The 17,654-nt window shown below is 36.0% G+C and carries 18 protein-coding genes; 6 read left to right on the top strand and 12 right to left on the bottom strand.

Going from position 1 to position 17,654, the window contains the following annotated elements; all coding sequences use genetic code 11:
• Positions 1-39: 39 nt before the first annotated feature.
• The 4 genes from Q0X66_RS11980 to Q0X66_RS11965 all read right to left on the bottom strand — a co-directional run bounded on the left by Q0X66_RS11980 (position 40) and on the right by Q0X66_RS11965 (position 4,744).
• Positions 40-444, bottom strand: coding sequence for a response regulator (locus tag Q0X66_RS11980; protein ID WP_297706652.1), 405 nt, complete (start codon positions 442-444; stop codon positions 40-42).
• On the bottom strand, positions 431-3,088 hold the full coding sequence (locus Q0X66_RS11975; RefSeq protein WP_297706650.1) for a PAS domain S-box protein: 2,658 nt from the start codon (positions 3,086-3,088) through the stop codon (positions 431-433). The genes Q0X66_RS11980 and Q0X66_RS11975 overlap by 14 nt, the downstream gene beginning before the upstream one ends.
• Before the next feature lie 193 nt (positions 3,089-3,281).
• A complete protein-coding gene (coaD, locus tag Q0X66_RS11970) occupies positions 3,282-3,734 on the bottom strand; it encodes a pantetheine-phosphate adenylyltransferase (RefSeq protein WP_297706648.1) in 453 nt (150 codons plus the stop codon).
• Between the two features lie 35 nt (positions 3,735-3,769).
• Positions 3,770-4,744: a D-alanine--D-alanine ligase gene (locus tag Q0X66_RS11965; protein WP_297706646.1), complete on the bottom strand. Its 975-nt coding sequence runs from the start codon at positions 4,742-4,744 to the stop codon at positions 3,770-3,772.
• A 108-nt stretch (positions 4,745-4,852) separates the two neighbouring features.
• Between Q0X66_RS11965 and Q0X66_RS11960 the strand changes: the two genes are divergently transcribed.
• From Q0X66_RS11960 to Q0X66_RS11945, 4 genes are all read left to right on the top strand, one after another.
• Positions 4,853-5,440: a PASTA domain-containing protein gene (locus tag Q0X66_RS11960; protein ID WP_297706644.1), complete on the top strand. Its 588-nt coding sequence runs from the start codon at positions 4,853-4,855 to the stop codon at positions 5,438-5,440.
• 3 nt (positions 5,441-5,443) lie between these two features.
• Positions 5,444-6,469, top strand: a complete 1,026-nt coding sequence (locus Q0X66_RS11955) for an RluA family pseudouridine synthase (RefSeq protein WP_297706642.1) — start codon at positions 5,444-5,446, stop codon at positions 6,467-6,469.
• Between the two features lie 97 nt (positions 6,470-6,566).
• On the top strand, positions 6,567-7,328 hold the full coding sequence (gene yaaA / locus Q0X66_RS11950) for a peroxide stress protein YaaA (protein WP_297706640.1): 762 nt from the start codon (positions 6,567-6,569) through the stop codon (positions 7,326-7,328).
• A 43-nt stretch (positions 7,329-7,371) separates the two neighbouring features.
• Complete coding sequence (locus Q0X66_RS11945; protein ID WP_297706638.1) at positions 7,372-7,737, top strand: hypothetical protein; 366 nt, start codon at positions 7,372-7,374, stop codon at positions 7,735-7,737.
• Here Q0X66_RS11945 and Q0X66_RS11940 read toward each other — a convergent pair.
• A complete protein-coding gene (locus tag Q0X66_RS11940) occupies positions 7,734-7,865 on the bottom strand; it encodes a 30S ribosomal protein THX (protein WP_297706737.1) in 132 nt (43 codons plus the stop codon). The genes Q0X66_RS11945 and Q0X66_RS11940 overlap by 4 nt on opposite strands.
• Before the next feature lie 130 nt (positions 7,866-7,995).
• Between Q0X66_RS11940 and Q0X66_RS11935 the strand changes: the two genes are divergently transcribed.
• Positions 7,996-8,664 (top strand): uracil-DNA glycosylase family protein, encoded by a 669-nt coding sequence (locus tag Q0X66_RS11935; RefSeq protein ID WP_297706636.1) that lies wholly within the window; start codon positions 7,996-7,998, stop codon positions 8,662-8,664.
• Between the two features lie 363 nt (positions 8,665-9,027).
• Positions 9,028-11,394, top strand: a complete 2,367-nt coding sequence (locus tag Q0X66_RS11930; RefSeq protein WP_366938693.1) for a phosphoenolpyruvate carboxylase — start codon at positions 9,028-9,030, stop codon at positions 11,392-11,394.
• A 76-nt stretch (positions 11,395-11,470) separates the two neighbouring features.
• Here the strand turns inward: Q0X66_RS11930 and Q0X66_RS11925 are convergent, their stop codons facing one another.
• From Q0X66_RS11925 to trpD, 7 genes are read right to left on the bottom strand one after another with little or no spacing between them, the layout of a single operon-like run.
• Positions 11,471-12,964 carry a M20/M25/M40 family metallo-hydrolase gene (locus tag Q0X66_RS11925; protein WP_297706632.1) on the bottom strand — a complete coding sequence of 498 codons (1,494 nt, stop codon included), beginning with the start codon at positions 12,962-12,964 and terminating at the stop codon, positions 11,471-11,473.
• A gap of 40 nt (positions 12,965-13,004) precedes the next feature.
• Positions 13,005-13,229 carry a hypothetical protein gene (locus Q0X66_RS11920; RefSeq protein WP_297706630.1) on the bottom strand — a complete coding sequence of 75 codons (225 nt, stop codon included), beginning with the start codon at positions 13,227-13,229 and terminating at the stop codon, positions 13,005-13,007.
• Complete coding sequence (trpA, locus tag Q0X66_RS11915; protein WP_297706627.1) at positions 13,226-13,999, bottom strand: tryptophan synthase subunit alpha; 774 nt, start codon at positions 13,997-13,999, stop codon at positions 13,226-13,228. Before trpA ends, Q0X66_RS11920 begins: the two co-directional genes overlap by 4 nt.
• A gap of 14 nt (positions 14,000-14,013) precedes the next feature.
• A complete protein-coding gene (gene trpB, locus Q0X66_RS11910; protein WP_297706625.1) occupies positions 14,014-15,195 on the bottom strand; it encodes a tryptophan synthase subunit beta in 1,182 nt (393 codons plus the stop codon).
• Positions 15,196-15,208: 13 nt separating this feature from the next.
• Entirely contained in the window at positions 15,209-15,850 is a 642-nt protein-coding gene (locus Q0X66_RS11905) for a phosphoribosylanthranilate isomerase (protein ID WP_297706623.1), read from the bottom strand.
• Positions 15,847-16,632 carry an indole-3-glycerol phosphate synthase TrpC gene (trpC, locus tag Q0X66_RS11900; protein ID WP_297706735.1) on the bottom strand — a complete coding sequence of 262 codons (786 nt, stop codon included), beginning with the start codon at positions 16,630-16,632 and terminating at the stop codon, positions 15,847-15,849. The genes Q0X66_RS11905 and trpC overlap by 4 nt, the downstream gene beginning before the upstream one ends.
• Positions 16,632-17,624 carry an anthranilate phosphoribosyltransferase gene (trpD, locus tag Q0X66_RS11895; protein ID WP_297706621.1) on the bottom strand — a complete coding sequence of 331 codons (993 nt, stop codon included), beginning with the start codon at positions 17,622-17,624 and terminating at the stop codon, positions 16,632-16,634. The genes trpC and trpD overlap by 1 nt, the downstream gene beginning before the upstream one ends.
• Positions 17,625-17,654: the final 30 nt, after the last annotated feature.

Below are 17,654 nucleotides of genomic sequence, written 5' to 3'. Positions count from 1 at the left end.
AATCCCTTATCAAAATTAAACAAAATTCCGGCTTATGATTTAAGCTGCCTTCGTAATCTCTTCAATTTCCTTCTTTTGTATAGGCTTGTTTTTGTAATCTATAATGTGGTGCGTCCTGGTCATATAGTATTGCCAGTTCTCCCTGTCGGCCGGATCTATAGATGAAGTTAAAATATTGATTCTTATCTTATGTGCTATGGGCAATGTTATGAATTCTTCAAGAAATTGCCATCCATCCATTATGGGCATGTTTATATCCAAAAATATAACCTCGGGGATTTCTTCGTTATTTTTTATAATACTTTTAAAATCATCAATGGCTTCTTTCCCGTTTACATAACTATTTATATTCTCACTTACGTTTAAGGTGCTAAGCATTCTTTTAATTCCGAAAACGGTTATTGGATCATCATCTATAATGGCTATTGACTTAATTTTTGTCATTAAAATATATATTAAACGTAGTTCCTTTACCCACCTCACTGCAAGCCATAATCTTTCCATTCATGGCCTCAATTTGATTTTTAGTAATATATAACCCAATACCCCTTGCATCTGAGTTATCATGGAATGTTTTGTACATTCCAAATAATTTTTCTCCATATTTATTCAAATCAATACCAAGTCCATTATCTTCTATACTAAAAATAGTATATTTCTCGTTTTTAGAGACAGTTAATTTTATTACCGGATCTCGGCTGTCGTCCTTATATTTTACAGCATTGGTAATAAAGTTCATTAGTATACTGTCAATATAAGCGGGTATTACATTAATAGAAGTGTCATCGGGTATATTATTTATAATTTTAGCATTGTTCTTTTTAAGATATGCTGCTAAATTTTGCTCCGCAGCTGCAATTTTTTCATTTAGATTAACTGGTTTTTTATCTAGATTTACGTTGGTACTAATGGCCACTACTTCATTTAGGTTGTCCAGGGTTTCCAATAAGTTATCGGATGCCTCGGTGAGCATTCTTACTATATTCTCCTGTTCATTCGCGTCTTTTTCCTCGACCAGAAACTCCAATAACATGGAAAAATTTGCCGTATGAGATCTTAAATTATGTGATACAATGTGAGCAAAATTAATTAACTGTTTGTTTTGAATAGAAGTAACATTTATAAGGTCTCTAAGTTCCTGCTCCTGTTGTTTAAGATCAGAAATATCCATGCTTATCCCTATCAGACCATTGGCCTTACCATCCGGACCAATAAGTGGAATTTTGGAAGTCAAAAATTTCGTTAAACTTCCATCTTTTTTCACACTTATTGTTTCTTTACCCAAAATTGGATTTAAGCTATTAATGACATCCAGGTCTTCTTCTCTGGAAATTAAAGCGGATTTTTCGTCGTAAAAATCATTATCACTTTTGCCTATAACCTCAGATTCTTCCTTTAACCCACAATAAATCAATTCTGATTTATTCACTAAAATTTTCCTGGATTCAAGATCTTTTATATAGACATTAAGAGGTAAGTTATCTATTAATGTCTTTAATAGTTTTTTCTCTTCCCTAATTTGTTTTTCTTTTTTCTTTACTTCGGAGATGTCCTGTGCAGTTGACCAAAGTAATTTTCTTCCTTTTTTGTTGCCTACCAAGGATCCACTTATTAAAACGGGATATGTCGTTCCATTCTTTTTGGTAAACATATGTTCAAAAGGACCATAAGTACCTTTTGAATCTACTTCCTCTAAGAAATTAATCAATTTATGCTTGGATGAATCTGGTATAATATCGGCGAACTTTAAGTTTGCCATGTCTTCTTTACTATAGGCTGTTGCCGTTTCAAAGGAACTATTAAAATCCAGGATCTCCCCGGTATCAAAATCACTAAGTATATAAGCAATTGGAGACAACTCATATAAGGACCTAAATTTCCTTTCACTTATTTTAAGCTTCTGTCTGGCCTCAACCATTTCTTTAATCATACGGCCCTCGGCCAAAAGGGATACTACTTTATCATCTTCGTTGTAAATAGGTTTTAGACTGAAATCTACAGGGATAGGTTGTTTATTTTTATCCAGAACCACTATCTCACTCCGCATAAACTCTCCCTGGGCTGCGGCAGCTACAACCTGCTTTAACCCTTCTTTTACCATATCCGGAATTGGCCACCAGTAGGCGTCCCAAAACTTTTTGTTAATTATATCCTCCTGCTTAAGGTCGGAAAATTGTAAAGCAGTATCGTTTACTTCCAGGAAAGTACCTTCGGTATCCAAAATACCGGTAAACTGATAAGAAGAATTAAAAATACTGCTGAAAATACGTTCTTGTTCTTCCGTTCTTGCCTTGTTCAGTACTTCATCTGTAATATCTTTAAATGTGCCAATAAGGCCCAAAAACTTTTCATTTTTAAAAACAGGTTTTCCTGCCGCTAAAACTGAGATTTCTTTTCCTTTTGCGGTTATTAATTGTAAAGTCTCATTCCAGGCTATCCCCTTTGTCATAGCTCTATCAACTGCCATGGCTATTGTATTTCTATTATAGCCTTCCTTATAAAAATTTATACTACTTTCAATATCTGGTTCAAAATCTTCAGGTAGCTCATGAATTCTTTTGGTTATTTTACACCAGGATAATTTATCCTGGACTGCGTCATACTCCCAACTTCCAATTTTTGAAATTTCGGATTTATCCCTAAGCAAAATTTCAAGCTTTTCCAGCTTAATATCATCAAAAATTGTATCAGAAATATCCTTTGTTTGAATAATGACACCAATAATATTTTCCTTTTCGTCATACCACGGAACATTTACCCACTCAAACCACTTTTCATTTTTTTGAGTATCATAAAAGTTTTCTATGCCAGTTAGCCTGGCTTTGCCTTTAAGTACAGCATTGAGGTCTTTTTTCCAAGATTTACTGATGTCTTCAAAGAGTTCAAATAATGACTTTCCAAGAACAGCTCTTTTGGCAAAATCAAAATCGGTAATCCATTTATCTGAGGCATGGATTATTTTGAATTTCTTGTCCACAAATACCGTTGAAATAGGTAACTGTTTTATAAGGTAATCATAGGAAGGTGTTCGGGTTTCACGCAACATTCGACCGTAATTTCTTACTAAAGTAATGCGATTTTCCATCATTTGTCAATGATTGTTGTGAACTAGTCCAAACTCGTTGTGTGACTCCAATTTTACATGGGTTACACGATAAAATAACTCAAAAAGAAAGTAAATTCCTACTAAAATTCAATATTTTGTGAAATTTCGGGTATTAAATACAAAAAAAGTGAAGGCGTATAGCCCAAGAAATACATGGGCTAATCGATAAACATCATTAAAATTTAACAGTACTGGGTACTAAAACACTATAATCTCCGCCATTTCTGATGACATCTCTTACAATTGATGAGCTGATAAATGATTTACCGGAAGCGGTAAGTAGAAAAACTGTCTCAATTTCTGAAAGCTTTCTGTTGGTATGTGCAATAGCCTTTTCAAACTCAAAATCTCCCGGGTTTCGAAGTCCGCGAAGAATATATGTAGCATTTACTTTCTTACAAAAATCTATTGTAAGGCCTTCATAAGTCATAATTTTGACTTTCGGCTCGTCTTTAAAGGCCTCTGAAATAAACGTCATACGTTCTTCTAGAGAGAACATATATTTTTTTTCAGCATTTATTCCAATAGCAATGATGAGTTCATCAAAGAGGCAAATTCCCCTTTCAATAATATCGGAATGACCCAAAGTTATCGGGTCAAAGGAACCTGGAAAAATAGCGCGCTTCATTAGGATTCTTGGTTTAGAAGTTAAATTTACTCAATTTACTTTAATGCTTCATTTATGGCATTTTCAAATAGCTCTGGTAAACTTATGCCTGCTTTACCGGCCTGTTGTGGTAAGATGCTCTCTTCTGTTAAGCCTGGAGTTGTATTCATCTCTAACATGCAAGGCTCGTTCCCTATAAAAATAAATTCGCTTCTGGAGAAACCTGTCATTTTTAAAACATCATATGCCTTTTTTGCCTGATGTCTTACGTTGTCTTCCTGAGTTTTGGTTAAACGGGCGGGAGTAATTTCCTTTGATTTCCCCTCATATTTTGCTTCATAATCAAAAAAGTCATTATCCGTAACAATCTCCGTTAAAGGTAAAACCATTGTTTTACCTTTAAAAGTTATGACGCCCACAGAAACTTCAATACCGCTTAGAAAAGATTCAATGATAATCTCATCGTCCTCCAGAAATGCCTTGTCAATTGCTGCTTGTAAATCTTTTTTCTCATAAACTTTGGAGATACCAAAACTACTTCCAGCTTTATTTGCTTTTACAAAGCAAGGAAGGCCAACTTTTTCGACAATGGCCGGATGATCAATAGTGTCGCCCAAATTCAGATAGTAAGAATTTGCTGCCTTAATGCCATAAGGTTTAAGTGTACTTAGTAAATCTCTTTTATTAAATGTCAGGGCCGCCTGATAATGACCACATGAAGTTTGAGGAATTTCTAAAAGGGCAAAATAGGCCTGCATCAATCCGTCTTCCCCTGGAGAACCATGAATTGCATTAAATACGCAATCAAATCGGAGAATGCGATTCTGAAACTTTATCGAAAAATCGTGCCTGTTTACGATTGTTTCATTTTCGTCATTATCCAGGTAAACCCATTTTTCTTTGGAGATTATAATGCGATATGCATTAAATTTTTCCTTGTCTAAATATTTATATACCACATTACCACTCTTTATAGAAATATTATATTCACTGGAATAGCCCCCCATGATAATGGCAATATTCTTTTTCATGTAATGTTATATAAATAAACTCTTAACCTATTTAGACAAATATCACGATTTTAACGTAAATAAAAAATGATAGGGTTTCCTATATTTGTGTCATATTTAAAAAAAGCAATGAAGAATTTTTGGAATTTTCTTAGAAGTAAAGTTTTTCTGTTCAATATAGGGCTCGCTTTTTTAGTGATAGTTGTAATATCCATATTTGCCTTACAATGGTTAAAAAAATCAACAAACCATGGAGAATTTGTTGAAGTTCCTGATTTGTCAAAGTTATCCGTTATGGAAATGAGAGGCGTAATAGAGGATGCGAATTTGCGATATGAAGTATTGGATTCAGCCAATTTTAACCCTGAATACCCCAGGTTTTCTATAATTGAACAGGATCCTCCTGCAGGGAATAAGGTAAAAGAGAATAGAAAAATATATATTACTGTTAATCCTTCCGGTTATAAAAAAGTAACAGTTCCAAATATTATTCAGGTTACTCAACGTAATGCAGGGTCAATGCTTCGGGCTGTAGGATTAGATGTTGAGCGTATTACTTATATTGATGAGTTGGGAAAGGATATGGTATATTATATTAGGCATAAGGGTAAGACTATCAATCCTGGCGATAAAATACAAAAAACTTCAAAAATTGAACTGGTCTGCGGAAATGGAACAATAACTGGCCGGGCGCAAGTCAAAGCCGATTCACAATAGGAAATGGCACTTAACAACACTTCCAATCCTGAAGAGGAGGAGCTTTATGAGCATTATAATTTTGTTGCTTCCAAAGGACAGGAACCCTTGCGGGTAGATAAGTTTTTAATGAATTTTATTGAGAATGCAACTCGGAATAAAATTCAATTAGCTGCAAAGGAAGGCCATATATGGGTTAACGAATCTGTTGTAAAACAAAACTACAAAGTAAAAGCAGGGGATGAGGTTAAAGTGTTTTTCGAACACCCACCTTATGAGTTTTTGTTATCGCCTGAAGATATCCCTCTGAATATCGTCTATGAAGATGAAAGCCTTCTGGTTGTAAACAAACCTGCCGGAATGGTAGTACATCCTGGACATGGTAATTATTCTGGCACCTTAATTAATGCCTTATTATTTCACATAGAAGGCTTGCCAGTAAATTCTGACGAAAGGCCAGGTCTGGTTCATCGTATCGACAAAGATACTTCCGGATTATTGGTAATTGCTAAAACAGAAATGGCCATGACTCATTTGGCGAAACAATTTTTTGATAAAACCAGCGAGAGAGAATATGTAGCACTGGTTTGGGGAAATATAGATACGAACGAAGGCACCATCGAGGGGCATATTGACCGCAATCCAAAAAACCGACTTCAAATGCAAGTTTTTCCTGAGGGTGATAAGGGAAAAGCTGCAATTACACATTATAAAGTTTTAGAACGCTTAGGATATGTAACTCTGGTTTCTTGCAAACTGGAGACTGGAAGGACACACCAGATTCGTGCACACATGAAATATATTGGACATACTATTTTTAATGATGAACGCTATGGAGGGGACAAAATATTAAAGGGCACAACTTTTACCAAATACAAACAGTTTGTGGAAAATGCTTTTAAAATCCTGCCAAGACAGGCTTTGCATGCTAAGACTCTTGGATTTCTACATCCGGTAAGTGGTAAAATGATGCGTTTTAATAGTGAATTGCCCGATGATATGGCAAATTGCATTGAGAAGTGGAGGCATTATTCCCGGCATTCTCAATAGCAATAAATTTCTTTGATAGGGGTATTGATAAGTCTTTTCATTCTTATAAAGGAATTCACAAAAATCCTCTTTACTTTTATCTTAAAATTATTGAAATATGAAGATTCTGCTTTCTCCCGCCAAGTCGCTAGACTTTGAACGCCCTTTACCCACGGTAAAATATTCACAACCGAAGTTACTTGAGCAGTCTGAAAAACTAATTAAGGTACTGGTAAAGAAAAACCCTAAGTCCCTATCTAAATTAATGAGTATTTCAAATGACCTTGCTGAATTAAACTGGGAACGCAACCAAAAGTTTTCACTGCCATTCACCCCGGAAAATGCCCGTCCTGCCATATATGCTTTTAATGGGGATGTTTATCAGGGATTAGATGCGTACAGTATTTCTGAGAAGAAACTGGTAAGGTTGCAGGACACACTTCGAATCCTTTCTGGTTTATACGGCGTTTTAAAGCCTCTTGATCTTATTCAGCCCTATCGTTTGGAAATGGGGACACAATTAAAAATTGGTCGAAAAAAGAATCTTTATGATTTCTGGAAACAAAGTGTGACCAACTTTTTAAACGATGAATTGGAAGAAGGAGAGCTTTTTATTAATCTTGCCAGTAATGAGTATTTTAGCGCGGTGGATGAGAAAAAATTAAAAACTAATGTAATTACTCCTGTATTTAAGGATTGGAAAAACGATAAGCTCAAAGTAATTAGTTTCTTTGCCAAAAAGGCCCGGGGTTCCATGGTACGATATATACTGGATACAAACGCAAGAACTCTTGAAGACATCAGGGGATTTAACATGGACGAATATATCTACAGTAAAGAGCATACTTTAAAAGAAAATCAACCTGTTTTTATTCGATAGAATAATTTTCTGAAACAAACGTTTATTTAATAAACAATTTGCTATGAAAAATATTGGTTTTGTTCTTCTAACCTTTTTAGTATTTACATTTAGCTGCACAGACAGGGATGATGACGTAGATACAGTCAATATCCGTATCGAAAATGATAGTAATATCAATTTTGAAGAGGTCCAGGTAGGTACTAATGAAGAAATGTATACAAATGTCGCACCTGGTGATTTTTCAAATTATTTGGTATATGAAATGGCTTATCAATATGCCTTTGTTGAAATCAAATCTGGGGAGGACATCTATGTACTTCAGCCTATAGATTTTGTTGGCGAAACGGAACTTCCGATCGGTTTTTACACCTATAAGTTAAGTGTAAATGAGGAAGGAGAAGTTGGTCTGCAGTTTGTTGTGGACTAGGTTTTTTTGCTCTTAGTCTTTTTTTTCTTTACAACCACCACTTTTGCCTTAGACTTTTTCGGTCTTAGAACTCCGTACGATTTATTAGAAATCTTACCTCTTTTGGTTTTTATATCCCCTTTACCCATAAGTACTATATATTTCACTTAAAGTACAAAATTTAGCATTAAAAAGCAATCTCCCTTTTTGCCTTTTTGCAAAATACTATCTTTATAACTTTAAGAGATTTTTGGAAATCAGCGAAAATTAGAATTCAAATTGTTTTTACATTCCCACCCTTATCAACCTTTTTTATTTAATGATGCTACAAAACTGATTGTGGGCACCTTACCACCACCCAGATTTACGACTGGCGATTTAAAGGAAGGGGATGTAGATTTTTGTTATGGGAGCAGGGATGGGCAGTTATGGCCTATTTTGAATCAAATTTTTGGATTGAAGTTAAAGTACGAAACCACCAGTGAGTCCGTAAAACAGCGCATGGATTTTTTAAGAGAACAAAAAATAGGAATCTGCGATATTGTTCAAAGTGCACAGCGTATAAAAGTAGATGCATCCGATTTGGGAATGAAGAATGTTACCCTTAGAAACCTAATTGCTTATTTACATAAATACAACAAGGTAGAATGGTTATTGTTTACGGGAGGAAATAGTAAAAATGGACCGGAATATTTTTTTAGAAAACATATTAAGGAGCATGGTTTGAGATTAGAGCCAATTTCTGAAGAAATACCTCGTGTACATGAGTTTGTGCTTTCTGGTAAGTTAAAAAGAACCATCAGAACGGTATCTTTAACAGCTCCTTCCGGCTCAGCTAATAGAGCTGTAGGTAGTTTTGTTTCTTATAAAAAGAAAAAGGCGTTGAATCCTGAGTATACAACTTTGCAATTCAGAGTAGATCAATATCGTACTTTTTTTAAGCACTAATCTTGACGGGCAGACAAGCTGAATAAACCCGGGGAATTAGAAAAAACACTTTCGCATGACTATGTTTTTAATTGGGAATGATTATTTTTCAAATAGAAATTTAATTTGAGCTACATGTTTGTTTTTTAATGAGGACAAATTATTTTGTGATTTGACACCTTTTGGTTTAAAGATTATATTATTATACGGATATTTAGAGATTTAAACCAATATTTAGGTACGACAATTAAGAGGATTCAATTGAATAGGTAAGAAAATTTATGCATAAGACGGAAAGATTAGAGGAATGTGGGGATGCTCATTCCCCTTTTGTTTGATCAATGTGAAAAAGGACTGAAATCTGGCAAAAATCCACAACAAATTTTGGATTTATTTTTCCAGAACTACGCAAATATAGATACGGAGCAGCAAAGAATTGATTTTATGTTCAGTGTCATTCAGTATGTTGAACGACAAGTGGTATTGTATGATAGTGTGGAAGATGCCGCATTTCCGAAGTTACATGAACATTCAAGCTCTTTATCCATAAAAGATTACTTTCAGTTAGTAGATAAAAATAAGAGCTGGGAAAAGATTGCAAAGAAATTGTCAACCTTTAGCGCGCGTATTGTTTTAACCGCTCATCCGACTCAGTTCTATACCCCGGATGTACTTGATATCATAGAAGAATTAAAATCACTCATTCTTAAAGATAAGATTAATGATATTGATGTTGTTCTTCAACAGTTAGGGCTCACTTCATTAATAAATACAAAGAAACCTACACCACTGGATGAAGCAAAAAACATTATTTATATTCTTAGAAATGTATACTATGCTGCTGTCGGGGATTTATTCACATATATTAAAAGCAATATAGAGAATGATGATTTTGACAATTACAATATTATAAAACTAGGATTTTGGCCTGGTGGTGACAGAGACGGGAATCCATTTGTAACGGCAGATATTACCAAGGATGTGGCAGATGAACTCCGTATTAATCTAATGAAATGTTACTATAACGATCTTAAAATTCTTCGTAAAAAACTTACTTTTAAAGATCTGCGTCCTGACCTGAATAATTTAAGGGACAGACTTTATGTAGCTATGTTCGACCCCAATAGAGTAGTTAGCTATGATGATATTATCGGGCCTTTAATTACCGTGCGAGAAATATTGATAGACAAGTACAATTCACTTTACCTGAAACAGCTGGATGTCCTTATGGACAAGGTAAAAATTTTCAAAACACATTTTGCTACTTTGGATATTCGACAGGACCACAGTAAGCACAGACAGGTAATTGAAACGGTTCTTAAGACCAATGGTTACATAAAAGAACGCCTTGATGAACTTACCGAAGCTAAATTAAGGAACATTCTTCTCAAAGCAAAGTTGAAATTAGACCCTAAGGATTTCAATGATGAAATTGTGAAAGATACTATTGCAAATATCTCCCAATTAAAGGATATCCAGAATAAAAACGGTGAAGAAGGCTGCAACCGATATATTATAAGTAATTCGGAAGATATCTATTCCGTTCTTTTTGTTTACGCACTTTTCAGATGGTGCGGTTGGGAGAAGGATAAAATTACTTTTGATATCGTTCCGCTTTTTGAAACAATGAACGGAATGGATACTGCCGAGGCCACCATGCAATATTTATTTGATTTACCTGACTACCGTTCGCATCTCGAACAGCGTGGTAATAGGCAGACCATGATGCTCGGATTCTCGGATGGAACAAAAGATGGCGGCTATTTAAAAGCTAATTGGTCTATTTTAAAAACCAAGGAAGTTTTGTCCAAAGTTTGTTCTAAGAATGATATCGATGCAATATTTTTTGACGGCAGGGGTGGACCTCCGGCACGCGGGGGAGGAAAAACGCATCGCTTTTATGCCGCACAAACTAAGGATATAGCGAATAATGAAATACAATTAACCATTCAGGGCCAGACCATAACAAGTACTTATGGTACCAAGGAACAATTCATGCACAATTCAGAACAGTTATTAACGGCAGGATTATCAAATAACCTCTTTGGAAAAGAAAATGTGATCTCCAGGGAATCACGAAAGTTGATGGAAGAACTCTCTGATCTTAGTTTTGCTAAATACGATGCTCTAAAGCAACATGAAATGTTTATTTCATATCTCGAAAACAGGAGTACACTAAAGTATTATACTAAGGCTAATATTGGCAGTAGACCAGGAAAGAGGGGTCAAAAGGCAAAATTGGAACTTACAGATTTAAGGGCAATATCTTTTGTAGGCTCATGGAGCCAACTCAAACAAAATGTGCCCGGGTATTTTGGTATAGGTACGGCTATTAAAAAACTGAAAGATAAAGGAAGGCTCAGGGAATTAAAGAAGTTATTCAAGGAAGTACCCTTCTTTGAAACCTTAATGCTTAACAGTATGATGTCTTTATCAAAGTGTTATTTTGAGCTCACAAGTTATATGAAAGACGATAAGGAATATGGCGCATTCTGGAATATCCTGCATGATGAATTTCTCTTGTCAAAACAGATGTTATTGCTTATCAGCAATTCCGAAATACTTATGGAAAACGAAGCTGTTTCAAGAGAATCAATTAAAATCAGAGAAAATATTGTACTGCCCTTATTGGTAATACAACAATACGCTCTGTATCAAATTAGCGAGAATTCTGATTATAAAGCACTTTACGAAAAAATAGTTACGCGTTCTTTGTACGGCAATATCAACGCAAGTAGAAATTCTGCATAACCGTCGTTTGAACTGGTTTTAAAAATAATTTAAAGCACTTTGAAGATTCTTAACTCAAAAAAGATTGCAAATCTTTTTATTCTATTTTATTGCTCATCATTGCGTAAAACACCCGAATACCATATGCAATCTGACCAATTTTTAAATTTTCGTTAGGGCTGTGTTGATTGTTGTCAGGATTCACAAGAGGAACGAGAAAGGCAGGAATCTTAAGTTCGTCAATAAATGGTGCAATTGGAACAGTACCGCCCATGATCCGGATTTGTACTACATCTTCTGAGAAAGTTTTTTTAAATGTATCTACCAGATAAATACCGTATGGATTGTCCAAATCGGTTCTGAATGCATTCGTGACGGTGCCCTCGGTAATTGTGATGATTTTATCGTGTTTCATTCTTTGGCTCTTATCCGGGACCTCAGCCATAACATAATATCCTTCATTTTCGATATGTTTCTTTACAAGGTTTTTCAATCGAATTCCATCAGATTCAGGGACAAGCCTGATATCTATTTCAGCAGTGGCAGTTGCCGGGATGATCGTCCTGGTTTTTTCACCAACCCATCCCGAAGATAGCCCCCGAATATTTAATGACGGATATTGCAGGGCTTCCTGATAAAATGTGCCGACCTTTTCAGCCTGTTTAATCTCCAGGTAAGAATTGATCACTTTTCCGTCATCAGGTACACTTTGCAGGATATTTAATGTTGATTCATCAAGGCTAATACCATCATAGTAGCCATCAATTAGTACTTTACCATCTTTATCTTTCATACCGGCTAATACCCGGGCCAATTGAAACCCGGGATTTGGAGCATAATTGCCATAATGACCACTGTGTTGTGGATTTATTGGACCGTAGGTAGTTAGCGTTAATGTTGTTATTCCTCTGGCACCATAAGCAATTGTTGGCTTGCCGGAAGAATGCACTGGGCCATCGGAAATCACCAGAAAATCTGCCTCTAACAATTCTCTGTATTCCTTTACAGCCTTAGGCAAAGGAATACTGCTTTTCTCTTCCTCCCCATCTAATATTACTTTAATATTAAATGGAATTTCCACATTGTTTTTTTTCAAAAGATCTATGGTGTTCAGGAACATAACAATGGGCCCCTTGTCGTCTGAAGTAGAACGGCCAAATAGGCGCCATTCATAATTCACATCCTCCTTTAAATCATCAAATGAAATTGTTTTCCATTCATCATTATCCTTTGTTTTGAGCACTACTTTATAAGGATCTGGTTGATTCCACTTGGCAGGATCCACGGCCTGTCCATCGAAATGCATATAAAAGAGAATTGTTGGCTTGTCATCTTCCATAGGGAGGGCGGCAAAAAAAAGCGACTCTCCTTCCGTAAAGAGCACGGATGAATTAAAGCCCCTTTCATTGAATTTTTTGGTGAGCCATGAGAGGTTTCTGTTGATATCTGAATGATTTAAAGCATCATTAGGGATCGCTACAAATTCCCTTAGTTCATCTATTGTATGTCGGACCTGGGCTTTTAGTTCAAGGTCTTGAGCATTGTTAATCCAAAAAATAAGAAGACATAACCAGGTCAATAAATTTTTCATACAATAGTTTAAATTGATAAAGATTTAATATTAGGCAATTCTATGGGTTGATCAAATGCTTGAATCTTAAAGCAAGTAACCGAATTAAAAGAACAAAAGGAAATCCATGTAAAACAAGATCGAACCAATCCATAGGTTTCATGCCATTACCACCTCCAAAAACCCATTTTAATTTACCCCAAATATGAGGTTCCGGGAAAAAAGGAGCCATTCCCAGGGTTAAACATAACAAGATTACAATTTTCCAATTATTAATTACATTCATGGCTTGTGATTAAGAGGTCTAATAAATTCTGAAATCCCAGCCGTACCTTTTTGTGATAACATTTTAATAAAAGCAGAACCAATGATAGCTCCCTTGGCTGTCTTTGTAGCCTGCTCAAATGTTCGGGCATTACTTATACCAAAACCTACAATTTGGGGGTTTTTAAGATTCATTCTGGCAATTCGATCAAAGTAAGCTTCCTGTTCTTCTCCCAAGCCCTGTTTAGCCCCGGTGGTACTGGCAGAACTTACCATGTAAATAAATCCCTCTGAAGCGTCGTCTATTTGTGAAATTCTGGATTCACTGGTTTGCGGAGTAATTAGAAAAATGTTGATTAAGTTATATTTCTTAAAAATAGTCTCATATTCTTCCTTGTAAACGTCCAGAGGTAAATCCGGAAGGATAAGACCATCAATACCTATTTCCTGACATTTTTTGCAGAAGTTCTCTACTCCGTACTGCAAAACAGGGTTAAAATAGCCCATAATGATCAAGGGAATTGAAACGGTTTTTCTTATTTCTTTTAATTGATTAAACAGTAAATCTGTTCCCATGCCATTTTTTAACGCCATTGTGGAACTTTTCTGAATGGTAGGTCCATCTGCCAAAGGATCGCTGAATGGCAGGCCTATTTCTATCATATCTACACCGTTTTTTTCCAAATCCTGTATAATAGAAACCGTATCATTTAGATTGGGATAACCGGCAGAGAAGTAAATGGAAAGTAGTTTTTTGTCTTCTCCCAGCTTTTTTTGTATTCTGTTCTTCATTTTATAGGAACCAATTATAATTTGAAATAATCTATATAAGCCTGTAAATCTTTATCACCTCTTCCAGAAAGGTTAATAACAACAATATCGTCTTGTGCAAACTTTCTTTGGCCAAATATGGCGAAAGCATGTGCTGTCTCTATAGCTGGTATAATGCCTTCTAATTGAGATACCATTAGTCCTGCCGTCATAGCTTCGTCATCGGTAATAGAAATAAATTCACCCCTCCCGGATGTGAACAGATGGGCATGCATAGGACCTACGCCCGGGTAATCCAGGCCTGCAGAAATTGAATATGGTTCAGTTATCTGACCATCTTGAGTTTGCATAAGTAGCGTTTTACTTCCGTGAATAATACCAACTTTTCCCAGAGCAGAAGTTGCAGCACTTTCTCCCGAATTAACACCTTTTCCGGCTGCTTCTACGGCAATGATACCAACATCTTCATTATCCAGATAATGGTAATATGTGCCAGCGGCATTACTTCCACCACCCACACAGGCCACAACATAATCAGGGTTCGGGATGCCTTCTTTTTCTAGCAGCTGGGACTGTATTTCCTCTGAAATTACTGATTGAAATCTGGCTACCATATCGGGGTAGGGATGCGGGCCTACAACTGAACCTATAATATAATGGGTGTTTACCGGATTATTTATCCAATCGCGTATAGCCTCATTCGTAGCATCTTTGAGCGTTCTGCTACCCGATAAGGCAGGCCTTACTTCTGCCCCTAACATTTTCATTCTAGCCACATTAGGTGCTTGACGTGCAATATCTATTTCACCCATATATACCACACACTCTATTCCCATAAGTGCGCAAACCGTAGCAGTGGCCACCCCGTGCTGTCCGGCACCTGTTTCTGCGATGATTCGTGTCTTACCCAATCTTTTGGCCATTAAAATTTGCCCAATTGTATTATTGACCTTATGCGCTCCTGTATGGCATAAATCTTCCCTTTTCAGATAAATTTTTGTTTTGTACTTATCAGAAAGGCGTTTTGCAAAATAGAGCGGTGTTGGCCTTCCTACATAATCTTTTAATAATGCACGGAATTCTTTAACAAAAGATGGCTCTTCCATAATCTGAAGGTAGTTTTGCCTGAGTTCTTCAGTATTAGGGTATAGCATTTCTGGTATAAATGCTCCACCAAACTGTCCGTAATAGCCTTTTTCATCAGCATGATAAGTCATATTCTTATATTTTTTATGAGATGGTTTCAAACAACCGATTCTTAAATTTCTTTAATTTATCTATATCCTTTAGGCCCGGAGATATTTCAAATCTACTATTGACATCAATAGCATGACAATATTTAGATTCTTCTTTTTGAAGAAACTCTAAAACATTATCAAGTTCCTCGAGACCTATTCCGCCACTCAGGAAATAGGGCTTTTTTGATGGATACCCCTTTAGTACTTGCCAATTAAATTGATATCCATTGCCTCCGGGCAACTTACCCTTTGTGTCGAATAAAAAGAAATCGGATGATTTCTCATATGGACTAAGTTGTGCGAAATCAAAGCTGTCTTTTATACTAAATACCTTAAGAATGTCAATCTTGATCTTTTGGTCTTTAAATTGCTCTTTTAGCTTAGCACAGAATTCAGGGGATTCATTTCCATGTAATTGTATGGCATTTAATCCATATGTATTGGTGCGATCTAAAATTTCATCAATATTGGCATCAACAAAAACCCCAACTTTGCCAGTCGTCCTGCGCAATTTAGGAATAGACCCATCAAAAAATCGTTTGGAAGGCTTCCAGAAGATAAACCCGAGGTAATCTGGCTGCAAATCTGCCACCTCCCCAATATTATACTTCATGCCGCATATCTTTAGTTTCATGTAGCCATTTGGTTTATAAATTCCCTGGCACTCTCCCCGGGATTCGTTGTCTTCATAAAATTTTCTCCAACCAGGAAACCCTTATATCCAAATTCTCTTAGTGTTTTAATAGCAGTAATAGAGCTAATACCACTTTCTGAGACCTTGATAAATTCATCAGGAATCTGTTGTGAGAGTACAGCGCTGGTTTCCAGGCTTACCTCAAATGTTTTTAGGTTACGATTATTTACTCCTAACATATCTAAACCGGGCATCATTGATTTAACTAATTCTTCTTCATTATGAACTTCCAGTAAAACATCCAAACCTAAACTTTTTGCTAATTCTGATAAAACCTTTATTTGTTTTCTTGTCAGAATTGCGGCAATAAGTAAAATAGCGTCAGCCCCGTGAGCGCGGGCTTCTATAATTTGGTATTCGTCTATGATAAACTCCTTTCTTAATAGTGGAAAATCAACGGCGGCTCTGGCGATTATTAAATCATCAAGAGACCCTCCAAAATATTTGGCGTCTGTTAAAACAGACATACCACAAGCCCCTGCATTCATATATCCTATTGCAATATCCTGTACACTGGAATTTTGATTGATCACAGATTTAGATGGGGATCTTCTTTTGTGTTCTGCAATAATCCCGGTTTTACTTTTCCTCAATGCATTAGCCAAGGATACAGGTTCCCTTTGGAAGAGCAATGTAGCCTCTAATTGCTTTAGAGGGATTACAGTTTTTTTAAGGTGTAAGTCCCTTTTCTTATCATCAACTATCTTTTCCAATATATCCATCATGCACTTAATTGCTGTAATTTTCTTAAGGCATTTAGACCATTTCCGTTAAGAAGAGATTCTTTTGCCTTCTCAAAACCTTGTTTTGGACTAACATCCAAAACTGTGGCGATAGCCACTCCGGCATTTGCGCAGACTACATTGTTTTGGGATTCCGTACCTCTGCCCTGTAGGATATCCATAAATATTTGGGCAGATTTGCCTATGCTTTCACCTCCTGTTATTTCGTTTTCCATTACAATTTCTACTCCAAAATCTGAAGGATTTAAAATACCCTCGGTATTATTTGAAATAGTTTTGGTACTCCCCGTCAATGAAATCTCATCGTATCCATCTAATGCATGGAGTACGGTATATTTTTTATCGGTATTCTGATAGAGATACCCATACATTCGTGCTAATTCTAAATTAAAAACGCCAACTATTTGATTTTTTGGAAAGGCGGGATTTACCATTGGACCAAGCATATTAAAAAAAGTCTTTACTCCAAGTTCACGTCGTATTGGTGCCACATTTTTCATTGCGGGATGAAACAAAGGGGCATGTAGTACACATATCCCGGCTTCTTCTATTGATTTTCTGAGAAAGTCAGGATCATTGCTGAATTTCACACCTAAAAATTCCATGACATTACTGCTCCCACAGGTAGAAGATACCCCATAATTACCATGTTTGGTTACTTTAATACCAGCTCCTGCTGTAACAAAGGAAGCCAAAGTAGAAATATTAAAGGTATCCTTGCCATCACCTCCTGTTCCGCAAAGATCAATTGGATTGAATTCAGATAGATCAATGGCCAGGCATAGTTCCAACAATGCGTCCCGAAATCCCTCTAATTCTTCAATCGTAATACTACGCATCATGTATACTGTAAGAAATGCAGCGATTTGGCTATTATTATATGTTCCTTTGGCAATATTAACCAATACCTGTTTTGCATCTTCCTTGGAGAGGATGTCATGATTGATCAATTTATTTAGAATCGTTTTCATTTGTTTTAAATTTAATAAGGAAACACAAAT

Source organism: uncultured Eudoraea sp. (assembly GCF_947260015.1).
Taxonomy (GTDB): domain Bacteria; phylum Bacteroidota; class Bacteroidia; order Flavobacteriales; family Flavobacteriaceae; genus Eudoraea.
This window is presented reverse-complemented; position numbering and strand designations above follow the sequence as displayed.